The sequence below is a fragment of the Cellulosimicrobium sp. 72-3 genome (assembly GCF_013127315.1).
Taxonomy (GTDB): Bacteria; Actinomycetota; Actinomycetes; order Actinomycetales; family Cellulomonadaceae; genus Cellulosimicrobium; species Cellulosimicrobium funkei.
On record NZ_CP053419.1, the window covers coordinates 1,828,938 to 1,848,310 of the forward strand.

Below are 19,373 nucleotides of genomic sequence, written 5' to 3' on the forward strand. Positions count from 1 at the left end.
CTCTCGGCGGGGCGCCGCGGGCCGTCCGCGTGACGTGCCGCACGACCCGCCGCCACCTCGCCAGGGTGTGGGTGGGGCACGCCTAAGATCGGGGCATGCCCACCGCGACTGAGGACTTCGTCCACCTCCACGTCCACACCGAGTACTCGATGCTGGACGGCGCGGCCCGGATCGGGGACCTGTTCGACGAGGTCGAGCGCCTGGGGCAGAAAGCCATCGCGACGACGGACCACGGCTACGTGTTCGGGGCGTTCGAGTTCTGGTCGCGGGCGCAGGCGAAGGGCATCAAGCCGATCATCGGCGTCGAGGCGTACGTCACGCCGGGCACGAGCCGGTTCGACCAGACCCGCGTGCGGTTCGGGCAGCAGGGGCAGGAGTCCGACGACGTCTCGGCGCGCGGTGCGTACACGCACATGACGCTGCTCGCGAAGGACAACGAGGGTCTGCACAACCTGTTCCGGGCGTCGTCGCTCGCGTCGCTCGAGGGGCAGATGGGCAAGTGGCCGCGCATGGACCGCGACCTCCTCCAGCGCTACGGCAAGGGCCTCGTCGCGACGAGCGGGTGCCCGTCGGGCGAGATCCAGACGCGCCTGCGCCTCGGCCAGTGGGACGAGGCGGTGCGGACGGCGGGCGAGCTCCAGGACATCTTCGGCCGCGAGAACTTCTTCGTCGAGCTCATGGACCACGGGATCGATATCGAGACGCGGGTCACGAAGGACCTCCTGCGCCTCGCGGAGACCATCGGCGCGCGCCTCGTCGCGACGAACGACCTCCACTACGTGCGCGAGGAGGACGCCTCCAGCCAGGAGGCGCTGCTCGCGATCAACTCCGGCTCGACGCTCGACGACCCGGACCGGTTCAAGTTCGACGGCACCGGCTACTACGTGAAGTCGGCGGCCGAGATGCGCCGGGTCTTCGCGGAGCTCCCCGAGGCGTGCGACAACACGCTGCTCATCGCCGAGCAGTGCGAGGTGTCGTTCAACACGAAGGCGAACTACATGCCGCGGTTCCCCGTCCCCGAGGGCGAGGACGAGACGAGCTGGTTCGTCAAGGAGGTGGAGCGCGGGCTGCACCGCCGGTACCCGAACGGCATCCCGGACGCGGCGCGCAAGCAGGCGCAGTACGAGACCGAGGTCATCATCCAGATGGGCTTCCCGGGGTACTTCCTCGTGGTCGCCGACTTCATCAACTGGGCCAAGGACCAGGGCATCCGCGTCGGCCCGGGCCGTGGTTCGGCGGCGGGCTCCATGGCCTCCTACCTCATGGGCATCACCGAGCTCGACCCGCTGGAGCACGGGCTGATCTTCGAGCGGTTCCTCAACCCCGAGCGTGTGTCGATGCCCGACGTCGACGTCGACTTCGACGAGCGTCGGCGCGGGGAGGTCATCCGGTACGTCACGGAGAAGTACGGCGACGACCGCGTCGCCCAGATCGTCACCTACGGCACCATCAAGGCCAAGCAGGCGCTCAAGGACTCGGCGCGGCTCCTCGGCTTCCCCTTCGCGATGGGGGAGAAGCTCACCAAGGCGATGCCGCCGGCCGTGATGGGCAAGGACATCCCCCTGTCGGGGATCTTCGACCCCAAGCACGAGCGGTACTCCGAGGCGGCGGAGTTCCGCCAGCTCCACGACACCGACCCGGAGGCGCAGCGCGTCGTCGAGCTCGCGCGGGGTATCGAGGGGCTGAAGCGGCAGTGGGGCGTGCACGCGGCGGGCGTCATCATGTCGAGCGACCCGCTCATCGACATCATCCCGATCATGCGCCGTCCTCAGGACGGCGCGGTCATCACGCAGTTCGACTACCCGACGTCCGAGGGCCTCGGCCTCATCAAGATGGACTTCCTCGGGCTGCGGAACCTCACGATCCTCGACGACGCGCTCGAGAACATCGAGATGAACGGCAAGGAGCCGATCGAGATCGAGTCGCTCACGCTCGACGACAAGGCGTCGTACGAGCTGCTCGCGCGCGGAGACACGCTCGGCGTGTTCCAGCTCGACGGCGGCCCCATGCGCGCGCTCCTGCGCCAGATGAAGCCGGACAAGTTCGACGACCTCTCGGCCGTCATCGCGCTGTACCGCCCGGGCCCGATGGGCATGAACTCGCACACGAACTACGCGCTGCGCAAGAACGGGCTGCAGAAGATCGAGCCCATCCACCCGGAGCTCGAGCAGCCCCTCGCGGAGATCCTCGACGAGACCTACGGCCTCATCGTCTACCAGGAGCAGGTCCAGAGGGCCGCGCAGATCCTCGCCGGGTACTCGCTCGGACAGGCCGACCTGCTGCGGCGCGCGATGGGCAAGAAGAAGAAGGAGATCCTCGACAAGGAGTTCGTGCCGTTCCAGGCGGGCTGCCGGGAGCGCGGGTACTCCGACGCCGCGATCCAGGCGGTCTGGGACACGCTGGTCCCGTTCGCGGGCTACGCCTTCAACAAGGCGCACTCCGCCGGGTACGGCCTCGTGGCGTACTGGACGGCGTTCCTCAAGGCGAACTACCCGACGGAGTACATGGCGGCGCTCCTGCAGAGCGTGCGCGACGACAAGGACAAGCTGGCCCTCTACCTCAACGAGTGCCGGCGCATGCACATCACCGTGCTCCCGCCGGACGTGAACGACTCGGCGGCGAAGTTCACCGCGGTGGGCGGCGACATCCGCTTCGGTCTCACGGGCGTGCGCAACGTCGGCGCGAACGTCGTCGACGCGATCATCCGCACGCGCGAGGAGAAGGGCGCGTTCACGTCGTTCACCGACTTCCTCGACAAGGTGCCGGCCGTGGTGTGCAACAAGCGCACCATCGAGTCGCTCATCAAGGCAGGTGCGTTCGACTCGCTCGGTCACGCGCGGCGCGCCCTGCTCGTCGTGCACGAGCAGGCCGTCGACTCGGTGATCAGCGTCAAGCGCAAGGAGGCGGAGGGCCAGTTCGACCTCTTCGCCGACTTCGGGGGCGCCGACGCCGAGGACGGCATGTCGTTCTCCGTCGACGTGCCCGACCTCCCGGACTGGGACAAGAAGCAGCGCCTCGCGTTCGAGCGCGAGATGCTCGGCCTGTACGTCTCCGACCACCCGCTGTCCGGGCTCGAGCACGTGCTGACGCGCGCGGCGGACACCGGGATCGCGAACCTCCTCGCCGACGAGGGCCGGCCCGACGGCTCCACCGTGACGATCGCCGGACTCGTGACGTCGCTCCAGCGCAAGATGAGCAAGAACGGCAACCCGTGGGCGGCGGTGACCATCGAGGACCTCGAGGGCGCCGTCGAGGTCATGTTCTTCGGCGAGACGTACCTCGCGTACTCGACCGTCCTCGCCGAGGACCAGGTCGTGGTCCTGCGCGGGCGCGTGCGTCGGCGTGACGACACGATGCAGCTCCAGGCGATGGAGGTCTCGCTCCCGGACATCACCGTGGGCGCGGAGTCGCCGCTCGCCGTGAAGGTCTCGCACACGCGCTGCGTCGAGCCGATCATCCTGCGCCTGCGCGAGGTCCTCGCGACGCACCCCGGCTCGGCCGAGGTGCACGTCCAGGTCCTCGAGCCCGGCAAGACCACGGTCGTGCGCGCGGGCGACGGGTTGCGGGTCGAGAAGTCGCCGGCGCTGTTCGGCGACCTCAAGGCGCTGCTCGGGCCGTCCTGCCTGCTCTGACACGCCGACGCCGTCGGTCCGGCACTGCGCACGGTCCCGCCGCGCAGACGGTCCCGCCGCGCAGACGGTGCCACCGCCCGGGCGGTGCCGTCCTGCCCGCGCTGCGGCGCACGCAGGACGGCGCACCCGCGGCGGCTCGTCGGCGGCGGCCTGTGACGACCGGCACGAGGCGGCTCCGGCCGGTGCCGGGCGGCCGCGCCTAGACTCGCGAGCGTGATCCGACTCAACCCCGAGCAGCGCGTCTTCGTCACCGAGCGGCACCTGGCTACGCTCACGACCCTGCGCGAGGACGGGAGCCCGCACGTCGTCCCGGTGGCGTTCACCTGGGACCCGGACGCGGGTGTCGTGCGGATCACGACGAACCGTGGGTCGGTAAAGGCGCGCAACGCCCGCCGGACCGGCCAGGACGGGGCGCACCCGCGCGCCGCGGTGTGCCAGGTCGACGGCGGGCGGTGGCTCACGCTCGAGGGGACGATCGAGGTCGTCGAGGACGCGGAGGAGGTGGCGGACGCCGTCGCGCGCTACGCCCGCCGGTACCGCCCGCTGACGCCCAAGCCGGAGCGCGTGGTGCTGCGCCTCACGCCGGACAAGGTGATGGCCTCGACGTACATGGCCTGACCGTGCCCGACGAGTGGTACCCGCCGCTCAGGCGACGGTCGCGCTCTCCCCGCCCTGCGGCCGGTCCACCGTGACGACGTCGCCCCGGTGCAGCTGGCGTCCCCGGCGCGTGTCCACCTCGCCGTTCACGCGCACCTCGCCCTCGGTGACGAGCTCGCGCGCCTCCGCGCCGGACTCGGCGAGCCCGGCGAGCTTGAGGAACTGGCCGAGGCGGATGACGTCGTCGGAGATCTCGACCGGGCGGGCGTCGTCGGAGGCGTTCATGACGCCATTCTCCCCGGCGCCGCGTGCCGCGACGACACGACTCCCGACGAGTACGCGCCGGCGCAGGGCGGCCGCCAGGACGACCGGTGGGCGAAACGCGCTCGTCGCGGACCTCCCGGGCTCCTAGACTCGTCGCATGATCTCCCGCATCGATCTCCGAGGGCGTTCCCTGTCCGCACGCGAGCTCGCCGAGGCCCTGCCGCGCGCAGAGGTCGGCGTGGAGGACGCGGCGCATCGGGTCGCGCCGATCCTCGAGGCGGTGCGGACGCGCGGGGCCGAGGCCCTGCGCGAGTACGCCGAGCGCTTCGACGGCGTGCGGCCGGAGCACCTGCGGGTCCCGGCCGACGAGATCGCCGCGGCGCTCGCGGCGCTCGACCCGCAGGTCCGGGCAGGGCTCGAGGAGTCGATCCGCCGGGTCCGGCTCGTGCACGCGGCGCAGCGCCCGCAGGACTTCACGGTCCAGGTCGCGCCGGGCGCCCAGGTCCGCCAGCGGTGGGTGCCCGTGCGCCGCGTCGGGCTCTACGCGCCCGGTGGCCTGGCCGTCTACCCGTCGTCCGTCGTGATGAACGTCGTCGCGGCGCAGGAGGCGGGCGTGCCGAGCCTCGCCGTGGCATCACCGCCGCAGCGGGACAGCGGCGGCCTGCCGCACCCGACGATCCTCGCCGCGTGCGCGCTGCTCGGCGTCGACGAGGTGTACGCCGTCGGCGGGGCGCAGGCGGTCGCGATGTTCGCGTACGGCGCGGCCGGCAGCGAGCCGCAGGACGGCGACGTGCTGTGCGAGCCGGTCGACGTGGTGACGGGCCCCGGCAACGTCTTCGTCGCGGCGGCCAAGCGGCTCGTGCGAGGCGTCGTGGGCATCGACGCGGAGGCGGGCCCCACCGAGATCGCGGTCCTCGCCGACGCCTCCGCGGACCCGGGGCACGTCGCGGCCGACCTCATCAGCCAGGCGGAGCACGACCCGCTGGCCGCCGCGGTGCTCGTGACCCCGTCGGTCGAGCTCGCCGCCGCGGTCGAGGCGCGCCTCGCGGACCTCGTGACCGCGACGAAGCACGCGCAGCGCGTCGCGCAGTCGCTCGCGGGCCCGCAGTCCGCGATCGTGCTCGTCGACGACCTCGAGCACGGGCTGCAGGTGGTGGACGCCTACGGCGCGGAGCACCTGGAGATCCAGGCCGCGGGGGCGGCCGAGCTCGCCGAGCGCGTCACGAGCGCGGGGGCGATCTTCGTCGGGCCCTGGTCGCCGGTCTCGCTCGGCGACTACATGGCCGGATCGAACCACGTCCTGCCGACGGGCGGCTGCGCGCACTTCTCCAGCGGGCTCGGCGTGCACAGCTACGTCAAGGCCGTCCAGGTGGTCGAGTACGACCGCGACGCCCTCGAGGACCTCGCAGACCGGATCGTCGCCGTGGCGAACGACGAGGACCTCCCGGCGCACGGCGAGGCGGTGCGGGCGCGGTTCCTGTGACCGCCGGTCGGTCCGGCGCGCCGCACGACGGCGGCCCGAACGACCCAGCACGGCGGCACGACGGCGGCCCGCACGACGAGGCCCTGCACGACGAGGCCCCGCACGACGGCGCCTCGCGCGACCAGGCACCGCTCGACGGCGGCCCGCACGGGGTCTCCGCGCGGGACGCCGTCGTGCCGGTGCGGCGTGCCGTCCCGCGTGACGCGGCCGACCTCGTGTCGTTACGCGTGCACCTCATGCGCGCGATGGGCGAACCCGGCGCGGAGGACCCGACGTGGCAGGGCCGGGCACGCGCGTGGTTCGCCGCAGGTCTCGCGACGCCCGACGTCGTCGCGTTCGTCGTCGACGCACCGGGACGCCTCGCGGCGTGCGCGCTCGTCGAGCTGCACCGCTCCGCGCCGTCGGCGCGCAATCCCCGCGGCACGACGGCGCACCTGTCGAACGTCTGCACGCACCCGACGGACCGCGGCCGGGGGTTCGGGCGCGCGTGCGTCGGAGCGGCGCTCGACTGGGCCCGCACGGCGGGCGCGGACTCCGTGTCCCTGCACGCGACGCCGGAGGGCGAGCCGCTCTACCGCTCGCTCGGCTTTGTGGACACGACGTACACCGAGCTGCGCCTGCGCTGGTGACGCGGCCCGGTGTCTGGCGCGTCCGCGTCAGCGCACCCCGAGCACGAACGGGTGCACCGCCGCCGCCCCGGCGCGGCGCAGCAGGCGTGCCGCGACCGTGAGGGTCCAGCCCGACTCGGTGTAGTCGTCGACGAGCAGCACGCGGCGGCCGGCGAGCCCCGCGCGCGCGGCGTCCGACAGTTCGAGCTGGAGGCGGCTCGCGACGCCCGCGAGGCGCGTCGCGGAGTTCACGTCGTGCCGGCCCGGCTCCTCGCGGCCCGGGACCGGGCCGACCGCGCCGATGAGCGGCTTGCCGAGATAGCTCGCGAGCCCGTTCGCCAGGTGGAACGTGAGCCGCGGGCGCGTCGCGGAGCGGACCGCGACGACGCCGTCCACGAGGAGCCACCGTTCGGCCGGGGCTGTGCCGTCAGGAGAGTTGTCATCGACCCCGGTCTCCGGGTCCGGCTGCGGGGCGGACTCGTAGAGCTCCGCCCAGTCGTCGAGGACGCGCGCGGCGGCGCGCCGGAGCGCGACGGGGGTGTCGCCGTCGGGCGTCGTGGCCGCGAAGAGCTCGCGCAGCGGCGCGGACCAGCCGAGCCCGTCGAGGCGCGCGACCGCGCGCCCGGTCTCGGCGAGCTCGTCCGCACCCAGGCGCCCGCGCAGGTCGAGCCCCAGACGGTCCATGCCGCTCGGCCACTGCCGACGGGCCACGACCTCGACGCCGGGGCGGTCCATGTCGGCGCGCGCGGCGGCGACGGCCTCCGCGTCGGGGAGTGCGGGCAGCGTCACGCCGCCGCACGTGTCGCAGCGGCCGCACCGCCACCCGTCCTCGAGCTCCGGGTCGTCGAGCGCGGCGCGCAGGAACGCCATGCGGCACCCGTCGGTGGCCTCGTAGTCGAGCATCGCCTGCTGCTCGGCCGAGCGCGTGGCGTCGACGCGCGCATAGCGCTCGGCGTCGTACGTCCAAGGCTCGCCCGTGGCCTCCCAGCCGCCCTTGACGCGCCGGACCGCGCCGTCGACGTCGAGCACCTTGAGCATCCCCTCGAGGCGTGACCGCTTGAGGTCGACCTGCGTCTCGAGCTGCGCGACGGACTGCGTGCCGCCCGCGCCGAGGGCGTCGAGGGTCGCGCGCACCTGATCCTGCGGCGGGAACGCGGTGGACGCGAACCACTCCCAGATGCGGCGGTCCTCCTCGCCCGGCAGGAGCACCACGACGGCCGAGTCCACGCCACGGCCCGCGCGCCCGACCTGCTGGTAGTACGCGATCGGCGAGCTCGGCGCCCCGAGGTGGACGACGAAGGCCAGGTCCGGCTTGTCGAAGCCCATCCCGAGCGCGGAGGTCGCGACGAGCGCCTTGACGCGGTTCTCCTTGAGGTCCTCCTCGAGCCGCTCGCGCTCGGCGGGGTCCGTCTGGCCCGTGTACGACGCCACGGCGAGACCGGCGGCGCGGAGCTGGCTCGCGACCTGCTCGGCGGCGGAGACGGTGAGGCAGTACACGATCCCCGAGCCGTCGACGTCCTGGAGCGCCTCGACGAGCCACGCGACGCGCGTCGGCTGGTCGGGCAGGCGCAGCACGGCGAGGTGCAGCGACTCGCGGTCGAGGCCGCCGCGCAGGACGAGCACGTCCTCGTGGGCCGTCCCGCCCGCGACATCGCCCGCGGCCCGGCCCGCGGCGTGCGCCGCCGTGACACCGAGCTGCTCCGCGACGTCGGCGGTCACGCGCTCGTTCGCCGTCGCGGTCGTCGCGAGCACCGGGATGCCGGGCGGCAGGTCGGCGAGCAGGGTGCGGATGCGCCGGTAGTCCGGCCGGAAGTCGTGGCCCCAGTCCGAGATGCAGTGCGCCTCGTCGATGACGACGAGGCCCGCGTCCGCCGCGAGCCGGGGGAGGACCTCGTCGCGGAAGCCGGGGTTGTTGAGCCGCTCCGGCGAGCACAGGAGCACGTCGACCTCGCCGTCCGCGATCGCGCGGTGGACGTCGTCCCACTCGGTGACGTTCGCGGAGTTGATCGTCACCGCCTTGATCCCGGCGCGCGCGGCGGCCGAGATCTGGTCCCGCATGAGCGCGAGGAGCGGGGACACGATCACCGTCGGGCCGGCGCCGCGGTCGCGCAGCAGCCGGGTCGCGACGAAGTACACGGCCGACTTGCCCCACCCGGTGCGCTGCACGACGAGCGCACGACGGCGGAACGCCACGAGCGCCTCGATCGCGCGCCACTGGTCCTCGCGCAGCTTCGCGTCGTCGCGCCCCACGAGGGCGCGCAGCGCGGTCTCGGCGTCCTCGCGCAGCGACTGCCCGTCGAGGAGGCCGCGCAGCATGGCGAGCTTGGCGCGCTTGGCGGCCTCGCCGCCGCCGGCCGCCGGAACGGGCGCGGGGTCGGGCGCGGGGTCGCCGCCGCGAGCGTCCGCGCCCGCGCCGCCGGCCGTGCGCGCGGCGGGAGCCGCGGTCGCCGGTGCCTCCGGCGCCGTCCCCGCCCACGGGTCGCCGAACGGGTCGGCGGGCTCGTCGAGCGGCGGCTCGTCGGCCGGATCGAAGGGCAGGTCGGCGTACGGGTCGGTGGGGCTCACCCGCACGATCGTAGGCGCACCCGCCGACCCTCGGGCCGTCGTGCACAGCCCCGGCCCGCGACCCGGTCGGGGGTCACGGGCCGGGACGACGCGAGCGGCAGCGGCGCGACGTCAGGAGCGCATGTCCATGACGACGCGCCCGTCGATCCGGCCCTCCTCCATCTCGGCGAAGATCGCGTTGATGTCGTCGAGCGGACGCACGGTGTACGTCGGGGTGATCTTGCCGCGCGCGAAGAAGTCGAGCGCCTCGGCCATGTCCTTGCGCGTGCCGACGATCGACCCGCGCACGGTCAGGCCGAAGAGGACGGTCGTGAAGATGTCGAGCGGGAACTTCTCCGGCGGCAGGCCGACGAGCGAGACCGTGCCACCGCGGCGCAGCGCCCCCACGGCCTGCGGGAACGCGTGCGCGTTGACGGCGGTGACGAGCGCGCCGTGGACGCCGCCGCCCGTCTGCTCGCGGATCTCGGCCGCCGCGTCGGGCGACGTCGCCGCGTTCACCGTCACCTCCGCGCCGTGCTTGCGCGCGAGCGCGAGCTTCTCGTCGTCGACGTCCACCGCGGCGACGCGGCGGCCCATCGCGACCGCGTACTGCACCGCGATGTGCCCGAGCCCGCCGATCCCCGAGACCAGCACCCACTCGCCGGGCTGGGTGTCCGTGACCTTGAGCCCCTTGTAGACGGTGACGCCGGCGCACAGGATCGGCCCGACGGCGGAGAGGTCGACCCCGTCCGGGATCACCGGGCAGTACCTCGAGTCGACGAGCATGTACTGGCCGAACGAGCCGTCGACCGAGTAGCCGCCGTTCTTCTGCTGCGGGCACAGCGTCTCCCAGCCCGTCTCGCAGTACTCGCACTCGCCGCACGCGCTCCAGAGCCAGGCGTTGCCGACCGTGTCGCCCACGCGCACGCGCGTGACCTGGTCACCGACCGCGACGACCGTGCCGACGCCCTCGTGGCCCGGCACGAACGGGGGAGCGGGCTTGACCGGCCAGTCGCCGTGCGCGGCGTGCAGGTCCGTGTGGCACACGCCGGTGTAGTCGACCTTGACCAGGGCCTCGTGGGGCCCGGGCGACGGGACGTCGAGCTCCTCGACGACCAGCGGGTCGGTGAACGAGCGGACGACGGCGGCACGCATGGCGGGCACGGAGATCACCTCGTTTTCTCGGGGAGAGGGGCCGGGGGACCGTGCCGACGGTCCTCCCTTCCCTCTCGACGCTACGCGTGCGCCGCCGCTCCGGCGCCCCGGACGGCCGGACCGGCGACCGACGTCCGTCCAGGTCGGGACCTCCGCCTCTCGTCGGCGAGGCCGACCGTCCCGGTCGACCGCGCGCCGACCGCGCCGACCGTCCCGGGCGGCCGCCGTCAGAAGGTCGCCCCGGGGTGCCCGCGTGCCGGACGTCACGGGCGGCCGCGCGCCCACGCTTCGTAGACTGTCGGGGTGACCCCACCCTCCGTCGCGGGACGACCCCTGCTCCCGCTGCGCCCCGAGCTCGCCGGCGTCGAGCCGTACGGTGCGCCGCAGCTCGACGTCCCGGTCCTGCTCAACGTCAACGAGAACCCGCACGCGCCGAGCGAGGCCGTCGTCGCGACCATCACGCGCGCGGTGCACGACGCCGCCACCGGGCTGAACCGCTACCCCGACCGCGACTTCCTCGGCCTGCGCACCGACCTCGCCGCCTACCTCGGGACGGAGGCGGGCGTCGTGCTGGGGGCGGAGCAGCTCTGGGCGGCGAACGGCTCGAACGAGATCATGCTCCACGTGCTGCAGGCCTTCGGCGGCCCGGGGCGCACGGCCGTCTCCTTCGCGCCGACGTACTCGATGTACCCGGAGTACGCGCGCGACACGCACACGGCCTGGGTCGTCGGGCGCCGCGCGGAGGACTTCACGCTCGACCCGGAGCACGCCCGCGAGGTGATCGCGCGCGAGCAGCCGTCCGTCGTCCTGCTCGCGAGCCCGAACAACCCGACCGGCACGGCGCTGCCTGCCGCGACCGTCGAGGCGGTGTGCGAGGCGGCGCTCGCGGTGCGCGTCCCGCTCCCCGGCGGGCAGGAGGCGCCCGCCGTCGTCGTCGTCGACGAGGCGTACGGCGAGTTCCGGCGCGCCGGGACGCCGTCGGCGCTCGAGCTGCTCGAGCGCTACCCGAACCTCGCGGTGACGCGCACGATGTCCAAGGCGTTCGCGCTCGCGGGCGCCCGCGTCGGGTACCTCGCGGCGTCGCGCGAGCTCGTCGACGCGCTGCGCGTCGTGCGCCTGCCGTACCACCTGTCGGCCGTGACGCAGGCGGTCGCGCGCGCGGCCCTCGCGCACTCGGGCGAGCTGCTCGCGCAGGTCTCCGCGCTGCGCGAGCGCCGCGACGAGACCGTCGCGTGGCTGCGCTCGCTGCGGCACCCGGACGGTCGTCCGGTCGAGGTCGCGGAGTCCGACGCCAACTTCGTCCTGTTCGGCACGTTCGCGGACCGGCACGCGGTCTGGGCGGCGTTGTTGGAGCGGGGCGTGCTCATCCGGGAGACTGGTCCCGACGGCTGGCTGCGGGTGTCGATCGGCACCGGCGACGAGATGAGGGCCTTCCGTCAGGCCCTCGTGGAGGTGGCAGGACTGTGAAGCGCACCGCGCGCATCGAGCGCGCGACGTCCGAGTCGAGCGTGCTCGTCGAGCTCGACCTCGACGGGACCGGACGGACCGAGATCTCGACGACCGTCCCGTTCTACGACCACATGCTCACGGCGCTGGGCAAGCACTCGCTCATCGACCTCAAGGTCGTCGCGACGGGGGACACCCACATCGACGCGCACCACACGGTGGAGGACGTCGCGATCACGATCGGCGAGGCGCTGCGCGTCGCGCTCGGCGACAAGGTGGGCATCGGGCGCTTCGGCGACGCGACGGTCCCGCTGGACGAGGCCCTCGCGCTCGCCGTCGTCGACGTGTCCGGGCGGCCGTACCTCGTGCACTCGGGCGAGCCGGAGGGGCAGGAGTACCACCTCATCGGCGGGCACTTCACGGGGTCGCTCACGCGGCACGTGCTCGAGTCGATCGCCCACCACGCGGGCATCTGCATCCACGTGCGCGTCCTCGCGGGCCGCGACCCGCACCACATCGTCGAGGCGCAGTTCAAGGCGCTCGCCCGGGCGCTGCGCGCCGCCGTCGCGCCGGACCCGCGCGTCGAGGGCGTCCCGTCCACGAAGGGAGCCCTGTGAGCACGCACGACGACGACGCGCTGGACGGCGTCGAGATCCCCGACGACCTCTCGTCGCTGACGGCCTCGGCGGTCCCCGACCTCGTGGCGCTCATCACGCAGATCGCGGGCGCGGAGCCGCTCGCGGCGGCGTGCTCGCTCGCGCAGGTCGAGGCGGACGTCGTGCCGACCGACGTCGGTGCCGTGGCGGTGCTGCGCGAGCCCGCGGGCGACGCACCCGCGCACGCGGCCGCCGCCCTGACGACCCTCGTCAAGGGCGTGCCGCTCGTGCTCGTCGAGCGCAGCGGCGAGCAGCTCACGATGACGCGCTGGGCGGACGGCGTGCAGGGCGACACCCTCGCGCCGGGCCTCGTGCTCGGCGGTGCGCCCGAGTCGCTCGAGGACCTGCTCACCGGCACGACGACGCTCGCCGACCAGGACGGCGTCGTGGCGAGCTCGTCGATCTCCCGCTGGAAGGCGATGCGCCTGCTCACGTCGGCGGCGCGGCGCGCACGGAAGGACGGCGCATGACCGAGCCCACCGCGGCGGCGTCTACCGCCCGCCGCCCGTCCGTCGTCGTGCTCGACTACGGGTTCGGCAACGTCCGCTCGGCCGTGCGCGCGCTCGAGCGCGTCGGCGCGGACGTCGAGCTGACGGCGGACCGGGCGCGCGCGCAGGACGCGGACGGGCTCGTCGTCCCGGGCGTCGGCGCGTTCGCCGCGGTCATGACCGGTCTGCGCGGCGTGCGGGGCGACGAGATCGTCGGTCGGCGGCTCGCCGGCGGGCGGCCCGTCCTCGGGATCTGCGTGGGCATGCAGGTCATGTTCGAGCAGGGCGACGAGCACGGGACGCTCACCGACGGTCTGGGGGAGTGGGCGGGCCTCGTCGACCGTCTGGAGGCCGACGTCGTGCCGCACATGGGCTGGGACACGGTCGACGTGCCCGAGGGCAGCGTGCTGTTCCGCGGGGTCGAGCGCGAGCGCTTCTACTTCGTGCACTCCTACGCGGCCCGGTCGTTCACGACCGGCCAGGACCTCCCGGCGGACTCGCCCGTCCGCCGACCGCTCGTCACGTGGTCCGAGCACGGTGGCCGCTTCGTCGCGGCCGTCGAGAACGGCCCGCTGTCCGCGACGCAGTTCCACCCCGAGAAGTCGGGCGACGCCGGCGCGACCCTGCTGGAGAACTGGGTCCGCTCGCTCTGACCGTCTGCGCACGCGGCACACGCCCGGCGCGCACCACCCGGCGCGAGCGACGCGCCACCGCCTACACCGATGGAGACCCTCGTGACCGACCGCCTCGTGCTGCTCCCCGCCGTCGACGTCGCCGACGGCCAGGCCGTCCGCCTCGTCCAGGGCGAGGCGGGCTCCGAGACCTCGTACGGCGACCCGCTCGCCGCCGCGCTCGACTGGCAGTCCGGCGGCGCGGAGTGGATCCACCTCGTCGACCTCGACGCCGCGTTCGGCCGCGGCTCCAACGCGGAGCTGCTCGCCGACGTCGTCGCGCGCCTCGACGTGCAGGTCGAGCTGTCCGGGGGCATCCGGGACGACGCGTCGCTCGAGCGCGCGCTCGCCACCGGCGCGCGCCGCGTCAACCTCGGCACCGCGGCGCTCGAGAACCCCGAGTGGACGGCGAAGGTCATCGCGGAGCACGGCGACGCGATCGCGGTCGGGCTCGACGTGCGCGGCACCACGCTCGCCGCGCGCGGGTGGACGCAGGAGGGCGGCGACCTCTGGGAGGTCCTCGACCGCCTGGAGGCGGCCGGGTGCGCGCGGTACGTCGTCACCGACGTGACCAAGGACGGGACGCTGCGCGGCCCGAACCTCGACCTGCTGCGCGACGTCGCGGCGCGCACCGACGCGCCTGTCGTCGCGTCCGGCGGCATCTCCAGCCTCGAGGACCTCGAGGCGCTGCGCTCGCTCGTGCCGGCCGGCGTCGAGGGCGCGATCGTGGGCAAGGCCCTCTACGCGGGCGCGTTCACGCTACCGCAGGCGCTCGACGTCGCGGGTCGGCCGTGACGAGCGACCACGAGCCCGCGGGCCCGGGCAAGGCGCTCCCGCCGTCCTCCGGCTTCGCGGGCGACGACGGATCGGCCGACCCCGCGCTCGCCGCGCTCCTCGACGCCTACGCCGCGGGCTCGGCCTCGCTGTCCGACGTCGTCGCGCGCCTCGGCGAGACGCGCGTGCTCGTGCCGATCCTCGCCGAGCTCGAGAGCGCGGGCGAGGGCGAGCACGGGCACACGGTCGACAAGGAGGCGTCGGCCGGGGTCGTCGCCATCGAGGCGCCGGACGGGCGCCGCGCGCTGCCCGTGTTCACGTCCGTCGCGGCGATGGCGGCGTGGCGCGCGAGCGCGCGGCCGGTGCCGGTGGACGCGCGCCGCGCGGCGCTGTCCGCCGTGAGCGAGGACTGGTCGCTGCTCGTGCTCGACCCGGCTGGACCGGTCACGGCGCTCGTGCCGCGCCCGGCCGTGTGGGCGCTCGCGCAGGGCAAGGACTGGTCGCCCGCGGTCGTCGACGGAGTCGTCGTGCCGGAGGTGCTCGCCGCCGTGCAGGGGTCGCTCGCGGGCGTGCCGCACGTCGCGCGCGTCTGGGCCGAGCCGGGCCGCCGGGCCGAGGTCGCGGTGGTCCTGCGCATCGACGCCGGCCTCGACCGCGCCGGTCTCGACGCCGTGCTCGGGCAGGTCAACGCCGCGCTCGCGACGGACGCGGTGGTGTCCGAGCGCGTCGACGGGCTCGAGCTCCGCGTCGGCCGGGCCGACTGAGGCGGCCCTCCGACCCGGACCGCCCGCGCGGACGCGCCGGCCGAAACGGATCGGCGGGCAGCGCTGCCCGGGCTCAGCGCCGGCGCAGGCGGCTGAGGCCCCACGCGAGCGCGGCCGAGAACGCCACGACCGCGCCCAGGGCCTGGCCGCCCAGGATCACGCGGTTGAGGTCGAGGGCGGGCTGCCAGCGCACGCCCGCGTCGTCGACGACGTAGACGCCCTTCGCGACGACGCGCACCCCGAACCCGCCGCCACCGCCCGAGCCCTCGCCGCCCGCCTCGCCCCCGGCGTTGCCGGAGCCCGGGTCGGACGACGAGCCACCGTCCGCGGTGCCGTCGCCGGGACCGGCGTCCGCCCCGCGTGCCGCCGCACCGACGCGACGCCGCCAGTCCGCGGCTCCCTTGCCGGAGAGCTCGCCGGTGCCGGACCCCCAGCCCGAGCCCGTGCCGCCCCAGACCGTCGCGACGGGGATGACGAGCGTGCCGTCCCGCTCGTACGACTCCCCGAAGACGCGACGCACGGTGAGCGTGTCGCGTGCCGCGTGGGTGATGTGCGCCGGGTCGACGGGGGGCGTGTCCGAGCTCGCGTGTGTGCTCATGGCACGAAGGGTAGACCTGGGGCCCCCGGTGCGCGCGGGAACCGCGCGCACCGCCTCGCCGTCGAGGCCGTCGGTGCGCGGACGCCGGGACGGGTCAGGCGTCGCACTCCGGGAGGCCCGTGAACGCGGACTCGTCGCCGAGCATCGTCTGGAGGGTGCTCACGGGCACGAGGAGCGACTTCTCCGTCGACGTCTTCGCGTAGACCACGCCGATCACCTCGCCCGCCTCGTTGAGCGCGGCGGACCCGGAGCTGCCGGGCTCGACGGGGGCGTCGGTGACGAGCACCTCGCCGAGGTTCTCGTGCAGCGGGTCCGTCGTCGTGCCGATGACCGACCCCTGCGTCACGGTGAGCCGCCCGCCCTCGGGGTACCCGACGACCGTCACCGCGTCGCCGGGCGCCGGGTCGGCGGCGGCCAGGGTCGGGGCGGACGGGAGGTCCTCCGCGGTCCGGACGATCGCGAGGTCCGCCAGACCGGCCACGCTCGCCGTCTGGGCGGCGATGTCGCGCCCGTCGTAGGTGAGGAGCTGGAGCGAGCGCGACGAGTCGACCACGTGCTTGTTGGTGATGAGGGTCCGGGAGTCGACGGCGAACCCCGAGCCGGTGGACAGGCCGTCGCACCGGACGTTGCGGATGCGCACGGCCATGCGCTGGACGGCGTCGAACCCGTCGGGGGAGAGGTTCTCCGAGCCGGCCGGGTCGTCGGGCGCCACGAGCGACGGCACGACCGAGCCCGGCACCGGCTCGGGAAGCTCCGGCAGGACGCCGCACGCGCCGAGCGAGCCGCCCGCGAGCGACAGCCCGAGCAGCGAGCCGAGGACGCGCACCGCCGCGCGCCGGGACGGGCGGCCCGTCATCCGGCGAGCTCCTGCTGGAGCTGGGCGTTCGCGTCGGTGGCCTCCTGGCAGAGCACCCCGACCTGGTCGGCGAACCGGTCGATGTCGGCGGGGTCGTAGGCGTCCCGGTTGTTGAGGTACCCGATGAGCTGCGTCTGCGCCGTCGTGCACTGCCCGAGCGCGGCCGCGACCTTGCCCGCTGCGTCCGAGACCCGGCTCTGGTAGTCCAGGTACTGCTGGGACGCCTCGTTCTCGTCGCCCAGCTGGGCCTTCTCGTTGGCGAGGTCGCTGATGCGGTCCTGGGCGGCGGTGAGCTGGGTGCGCGCGGACTCGAGCTCCGCGTTCGCGCCGTCGAGCTCGGTGCGCAGCTGCGCGACGTCCTGCCCGAGCCCGCGCGCCTGCGCCTCCCACCCGGCGCTCGTCTCCTGCCAGCGCGTCGTGGTGAGCCAGAGGTACGCGCCGACGCCCAGCGCCGCGGCGAGGGCCAGCGCGAGCACGACGATCGCGACCGCGGCCCCGCGACGCCGTCGAGGCCGGGCCGCCGCGGCGTCGTCGCTCGCCGGTGCGCCGTCGCCCGGCGCGGTGGCCGTGGCGGACGCCGCGCCGGGTGCGGCACCCCCGGGGCCGGCCGTCGCCGGCGCGAACGACGGCGGCCCGACGGCGCCCGGTCGGGCCGTCGGGACCGCGTCGGCCGGGGTGCCCCGCGGCACGCTCTCGGGCGGCTGCGGTGGGCCCACGGGACCGCCGTGCGGGGGCGGGACCGGGGGCGTGCTCAACTCACGGCGCCCGTGTACTTCTCGCCCGGCCCCTCGCCCGGGGCGTCCGGGTAGACCGACGCCTCGCGGAAGGCCAGCTGGAGCGAGCGCAGCCCGTCGCGGAGCGAGCGGGCGTGCTGGTTGCCGATGTCGGGGGCGCTCGCCGTGACGAGCGCGGCGAGCGCGTTGATGAGCTTGCGCGCCTCGTCCAGGTCGAGGTGGCCCTGCTCCTGCGCGTCCTCCGCGAGCCCGCACTTGACGGCGGCGGCGCTCATGAGGTGGACGGCCGCGGACGTGATGACCTCCACGGCGGCCACGTCGGCGATGTCGCGCACCGCGTCGGTAGTGGGGTCGGGCACGGCGGCGTTCTCGATACTCATGGCGACCATCTTTCCATCCGGCGGGGGGAGCGGTGGCCCGGTGCGCGGGAAGGACGGCCGACGCGCCCCGGGCCGGGGACGAAGTTGGGGGGCGCCCCCCCCGCGGGGGGCGGGGGGCGAGGGGCGACGGCCGACGGGTGCGACCGCCCCGCAGGGCGACCACGACGGGTCAGACGCGGACCGGCTCCGCGGCCGTCCCGGGCTGGCCACCCTCGAGCGGGGCGTCCGCGGCGGCGAGGGCCGCGCGCAGGTCGCGACCGAGGTTCGCGTCGACGTACGTCCAGTACTGCACGGCGCGCTCGCGGATGTCCTCGCTGCGCACGGCGCCGACGTGGCCCGTGATCGTCTCGAGGAAGCGCGCGCGGGCGGCGTCGTCGAAGACCTCGCGGTAGAGCGTGCCCGCCTGGCCGAAGTCGTCGTCCTCCGGGTGCAGCGTCGCGGCGCTGCGCGTCAGCTCGCCGTCGGCCTCCCAGCCGGCGGACTCCGCGGCGCGGGCCGGGTCGGCGTGTGCGCCGCCCTGGCTGTTCGGCGCGTACACCGGCGTGGTCGCCGACGAGAACGAGTAGCGCATCGACCCGTCCTTCGCGTACGAGTGACCGGCCTCGGCGGCCGCGTGGGGCGCGTTCACCGGGAGCTGGGCGTGGTTCGTGCCCACGCGGTACCGGTGGGCGTCGGCGTAGGAGAAGATGCGCGCGAGGAGCATCTTGTCCGGGCTCGTCGCGATGCCCGGGACGAAGTTGCTCGGCGCGAACGTCGCCTGCTCGATCTGCGCGAAGTAGTTCTCCGGGTTGCGGTTCAGCTCCATGACGCCCACCTCGATCAGCGGGTAGTCGGCGTGCGGCCACACCTTCGTGAGGTCGAACGGGTTGAACCGGTAGGTCTTGGCGTCCTCGTACGGCATGACCTGGACCGAGAGCGTCCAGCGCGGGAAGTCGCCCCCCTCGATGTGCTCGTACAGGTCGCGGATGTGGTGGTCAGAGTCCGACCCGGCGAGCTGCGAGGCCTCGTCCGCCGTGAGGTTCTTGATGCCCTGCTGGGTCTTGAAGTGGTACTTGACCCAGAACCGCTCGCCCGCCGCGTTGATCCACTGGTAGGTGTGCGAGCCGAACCCGTCCATGTGGCGCCAGCTCGACGGGAGGCCGCGGTCACCCATCAGCCAGGTCACCTGGTGCGCCGACTCGGGGGAGAGGGACCAGAAGTCCCACTGCATGTCGTTGTCGCGCAGGTTCGAGCCGGGCAGGCGCTTCTGCGACCGGATGAAGTCGGGGAACTTGATGCCGTCGCGCAGGAAGAACACGGGCGTGTTGTTGCCGACGAGGTCGTAGTTGCCCTCGGTCGTGTAGAACTTCAGCGCGAAGCCGCGAGGGTCGCGCCAGGTGTCGGGCGAGCCCTGCTCGCCGGCGACGGAGGAGAAGCGCGCGAGCATCTCGGTCGTCGTGCCGGGCTGGAACAGCGCCGCGCGGGTGTACGCGCTGACGTCCTGGGTCACGGTGAACGTGCCGAACGCACCGCCGCCCTTGGCGTGCACGACGCGCTCCGGGACGCGCTCGCGGTTGAACTGGGCGAGCTTCTCGACGAGGTAGTGGTCGTGCAGGACGATCGGGCCGTCGGCGCCGACGGACTGCGAGTGGGCGTCCGAGGCGACGGGCGCGCCGGCGTTCGTCGTGGTGAAGGGGGCGGTCATGGGTCTCCTTCCGTGAGCCGCGGGTACGGCTCGTCTGGC

Annotated in this window: 19 protein-coding genes; 11 read left to right on the forward strand and 8 right to left on the reverse strand. The window is 74.4% G+C overall.

Annotation, left to right across the window (positions count from 1 at the left end; genetic code table 11):
* Positions 1-95 precede the first annotated feature (95 nt).
* Genes dnaE through HKK73_RS08265 form a run of 3 tightly spaced genes read left to right on the forward strand, consistent with a single transcriptional unit; the run spans position 96 to position 4,250 of the window.
* On the forward strand, positions 96-3,632 hold the full coding sequence (gene dnaE, locus HKK73_RS08255) for a DNA polymerase III subunit alpha (protein ID WP_021481777.1): 3,537 nt from the start codon (positions 96-98) through the stop codon (positions 3,630-3,632).
* Between the two features lie 24 nt (positions 3,633-3,656).
* Complete coding sequence (locus tag HKK73_RS19425) at positions 3,657-3,788, forward strand: hypothetical protein (RefSeq protein WP_171468714.1); 132 nt, start codon at positions 3,657-3,659, stop codon at positions 3,786-3,788.
* Positions 3,789-3,845: 57 nt separating this feature from the next.
* Complete coding sequence (locus HKK73_RS08265; protein ID WP_086151280.1) at positions 3,846-4,250, forward strand: pyridoxamine 5'-phosphate oxidase family protein; 405 nt, start codon at positions 3,846-3,848, stop codon at positions 4,248-4,250.
* Between the two features lie 27 nt (positions 4,251-4,277).
* On the opposite strand, the gene HKK73_RS08270 is transcribed toward HKK73_RS08265, so the two are convergent.
* Positions 4,278-4,514, reverse strand: coding sequence for an RNA-binding S4 domain-containing protein (locus HKK73_RS08270; protein WP_034652908.1), 237 nt, complete (start codon positions 4,512-4,514; stop codon positions 4,278-4,280).
* 136 nt (positions 4,515-4,650) lie between these two features.
* Between HKK73_RS08270 and hisD the strand changes: the two genes are divergently transcribed.
* A complete protein-coding gene (gene hisD, locus HKK73_RS08275) occupies positions 4,651-5,976 on the forward strand; it encodes a histidinol dehydrogenase (protein WP_034652906.1) in 1,326 nt (441 codons plus the stop codon).
* Complete coding sequence (locus HKK73_RS08280; RefSeq protein ID WP_171467797.1) at positions 5,973-6,605, forward strand: GNAT family N-acetyltransferase; 633 nt, start codon at positions 5,973-5,975, stop codon at positions 6,603-6,605. Before hisD ends, HKK73_RS08280 begins: the two co-directional genes overlap by 4 nt.
* A gap of 27 nt (positions 6,606-6,632) precedes the next feature.
* Here HKK73_RS08280 and HKK73_RS08285 read toward each other — a convergent pair whose 3' ends face one another.
* Both HKK73_RS08285 and adhP read right to left on the reverse strand, forming a co-directional pair.
* A complete protein-coding gene (locus HKK73_RS08285) occupies positions 6,633-8,900 on the reverse strand; it encodes a RecQ family ATP-dependent DNA helicase (protein WP_114554033.1) in 2,268 nt (755 codons plus the stop codon).
* Positions 8,901-9,260: 360 nt separating this feature from the next.
* Positions 9,261-10,283: an alcohol dehydrogenase AdhP gene (gene adhP, locus HKK73_RS08290; RefSeq protein ID WP_114553564.1), complete on the reverse strand. Its 1,023-nt coding sequence runs from the start codon at positions 10,281-10,283 to the stop codon at positions 9,261-9,263.
* A gap of 303 nt (positions 10,284-10,586) precedes the next feature.
* Here adhP and HKK73_RS08295 point away from each other — a divergent pair, with 303 nt between their 5' ends.
* The 6 genes from HKK73_RS08295 (at position 10,587) to HKK73_RS08320 (ending at position 15,082) form a co-directional block, all read left to right on the forward strand.
* Entirely contained in the window at positions 10,587-11,750 is a 1,164-nt protein-coding gene (locus HKK73_RS08295) for a histidinol-phosphate transaminase (protein WP_085388080.1), read from the forward strand.
* Positions 11,747-12,346, forward strand: coding sequence for an imidazoleglycerol-phosphate dehydratase HisB (gene hisB / locus HKK73_RS08300; protein ID WP_021482124.1), 600 nt, complete (start codon positions 11,747-11,749; stop codon positions 12,344-12,346). The genes HKK73_RS08295 and hisB overlap by 4 nt, the downstream gene beginning before the upstream one ends.
* A complete protein-coding gene (locus HKK73_RS08305; protein WP_171467798.1) occupies positions 12,343-12,855 on the forward strand; it encodes a hypothetical protein in 513 nt (170 codons plus the stop codon). The genes hisB and HKK73_RS08305 overlap by 4 nt, the downstream gene beginning before the upstream one ends.
* A complete protein-coding gene (gene hisH / locus HKK73_RS08310) occupies positions 12,852-13,526 on the forward strand; it encodes an imidazole glycerol phosphate synthase subunit HisH (protein WP_085388079.1) in 675 nt (224 codons plus the stop codon). The genes HKK73_RS08305 and hisH overlap by 4 nt, the downstream gene beginning before the upstream one ends.
* Positions 13,527-13,607: 81 nt before the next feature.
* A complete protein-coding gene (gene priA, locus HKK73_RS08315) occupies positions 13,608-14,339 on the forward strand; it encodes a bifunctional 1-(5-phosphoribosyl)-5-((5-phosphoribosylamino)methylideneamino)imidazole-4-carboxamide isomerase/phosphoribosylanthranilate isomerase PriA (RefSeq protein ID WP_034654096.1) in 732 nt (243 codons plus the stop codon).
* Positions 14,336-15,082, forward strand: a complete 747-nt coding sequence (locus HKK73_RS08320; RefSeq protein WP_085388078.1) for an SseB family protein — start codon at positions 14,336-14,338, stop codon at positions 15,080-15,082. Before priA ends, HKK73_RS08320 begins: the two co-directional genes overlap by 4 nt.
* A gap of 73 nt (positions 15,083-15,155) precedes the next feature.
* On the opposite strand, the gene HKK73_RS08325 is transcribed toward HKK73_RS08320, so the two are convergent.
* From HKK73_RS08325 to HKK73_RS08345, 5 genes are all read right to left on the reverse strand, one after another.
* Positions 15,156-15,680 carry a hypothetical protein gene (locus HKK73_RS08325; protein WP_085388077.1) on the reverse strand — a complete coding sequence of 175 codons (525 nt, stop codon included), beginning with the start codon at positions 15,678-15,680 and terminating at the stop codon, positions 15,156-15,158.
* Positions 15,681-15,774: 94 nt separating this feature from the next.
* Positions 15,775-16,536 carry a serine protease gene (locus HKK73_RS08330; protein ID WP_085388076.1) on the reverse strand — a complete coding sequence of 254 codons (762 nt, stop codon included), beginning with the start codon at positions 16,534-16,536 and terminating at the stop codon, positions 15,775-15,777.
* Positions 16,533-17,252 carry a hypothetical protein gene (locus HKK73_RS08335; protein ID WP_253705852.1) on the reverse strand — a complete coding sequence of 240 codons (720 nt, stop codon included), beginning with the start codon at positions 17,250-17,252 and terminating at the stop codon, positions 16,533-16,535. The genes HKK73_RS08330 and HKK73_RS08335 overlap by 4 nt, the downstream gene beginning before the upstream one ends.
* Positions 17,253-17,287: 35 nt before the next feature.
* A complete protein-coding gene (locus tag HKK73_RS08340; protein WP_171467799.1) occupies positions 17,288-17,650 on the reverse strand; it encodes a DUF1844 domain-containing protein in 363 nt (120 codons plus the stop codon).
* A gap of 169 nt (positions 17,651-17,819) precedes the next feature.
* Complete coding sequence (locus HKK73_RS08345; RefSeq protein ID WP_085388075.1) at positions 17,820-19,334, reverse strand: catalase; 1,515 nt, start codon at positions 19,332-19,334, stop codon at positions 17,820-17,822.
* Positions 19,335-19,373: the final 39 nt, after the last annotated feature.

What these genes read in the sequence shown, in the direction of transcription:
- dnaE (WP_021481777.1), top strand. Translation starts at nt 96, where the DNA reads ATGCCCACCGCGACTGAGGACTTCGTCCACCTCCACGTCCACACCGAG.
- HKK73_RS08270 (WP_034652908.1), bottom strand. Translation starts at nt 4,514, where the DNA reads ATGAACGCCTCCGACGACGCCCGCCCGGTCGAGATCTCCGACGACGTC.
- hisD (WP_034652906.1), top strand. Translation starts at nt 4,651, where the DNA reads ATGATCTCCCGCATCGATCTCCGAGGGCGTTCCCTGTCCGCACGCGAG.
- HKK73_RS08285 (WP_114554033.1), bottom strand. Translation starts at nt 8,900, where the DNA reads ATGCTGCGCGGCCTCCTCGACGGGCAGTCGCTGCGCGAGGACGCCGAG.
- adhP (WP_114553564.1), bottom strand. Translation starts at nt 10,283, where the DNA reads ATGCGTGCCGCCGTCGTCCGCTCGTTCACCGACCCGCTGGTCGTCGAG.
- hisH (WP_085388079.1), top strand. Translation starts at nt 12,852, where the DNA reads ATGACCGAGCCCACCGCGGCGGCGTCTACCGCCCGCCGCCCGTCCGTC.
- HKK73_RS08325 (WP_085388077.1), bottom strand. Translation starts at nt 15,680, where the DNA reads ATGAGCACACACGCGAGCTCGGACACGCCCCCCGTCGACCCGGCGCAC.
- HKK73_RS08330 (WP_085388076.1), bottom strand. Translation starts at nt 16,536, where the DNA reads ATGACGGGCCGCCCGTCCCGGCGCGCGGCGGTGCGCGTCCTCGGCTCG.
- HKK73_RS08340 (WP_171467799.1), bottom strand. Translation starts at nt 17,650, where the DNA reads ATGAGTATCGAGAACGCCGCCGTGCCCGACCCCACTACCGACGCGGTG.
- HKK73_RS08345 (WP_085388075.1), bottom strand. Translation starts at nt 19,334, where the DNA reads ATGACCGCCCCCTTCACCACGACGAACGCCGGCGCGCCCGTCGCCTCG.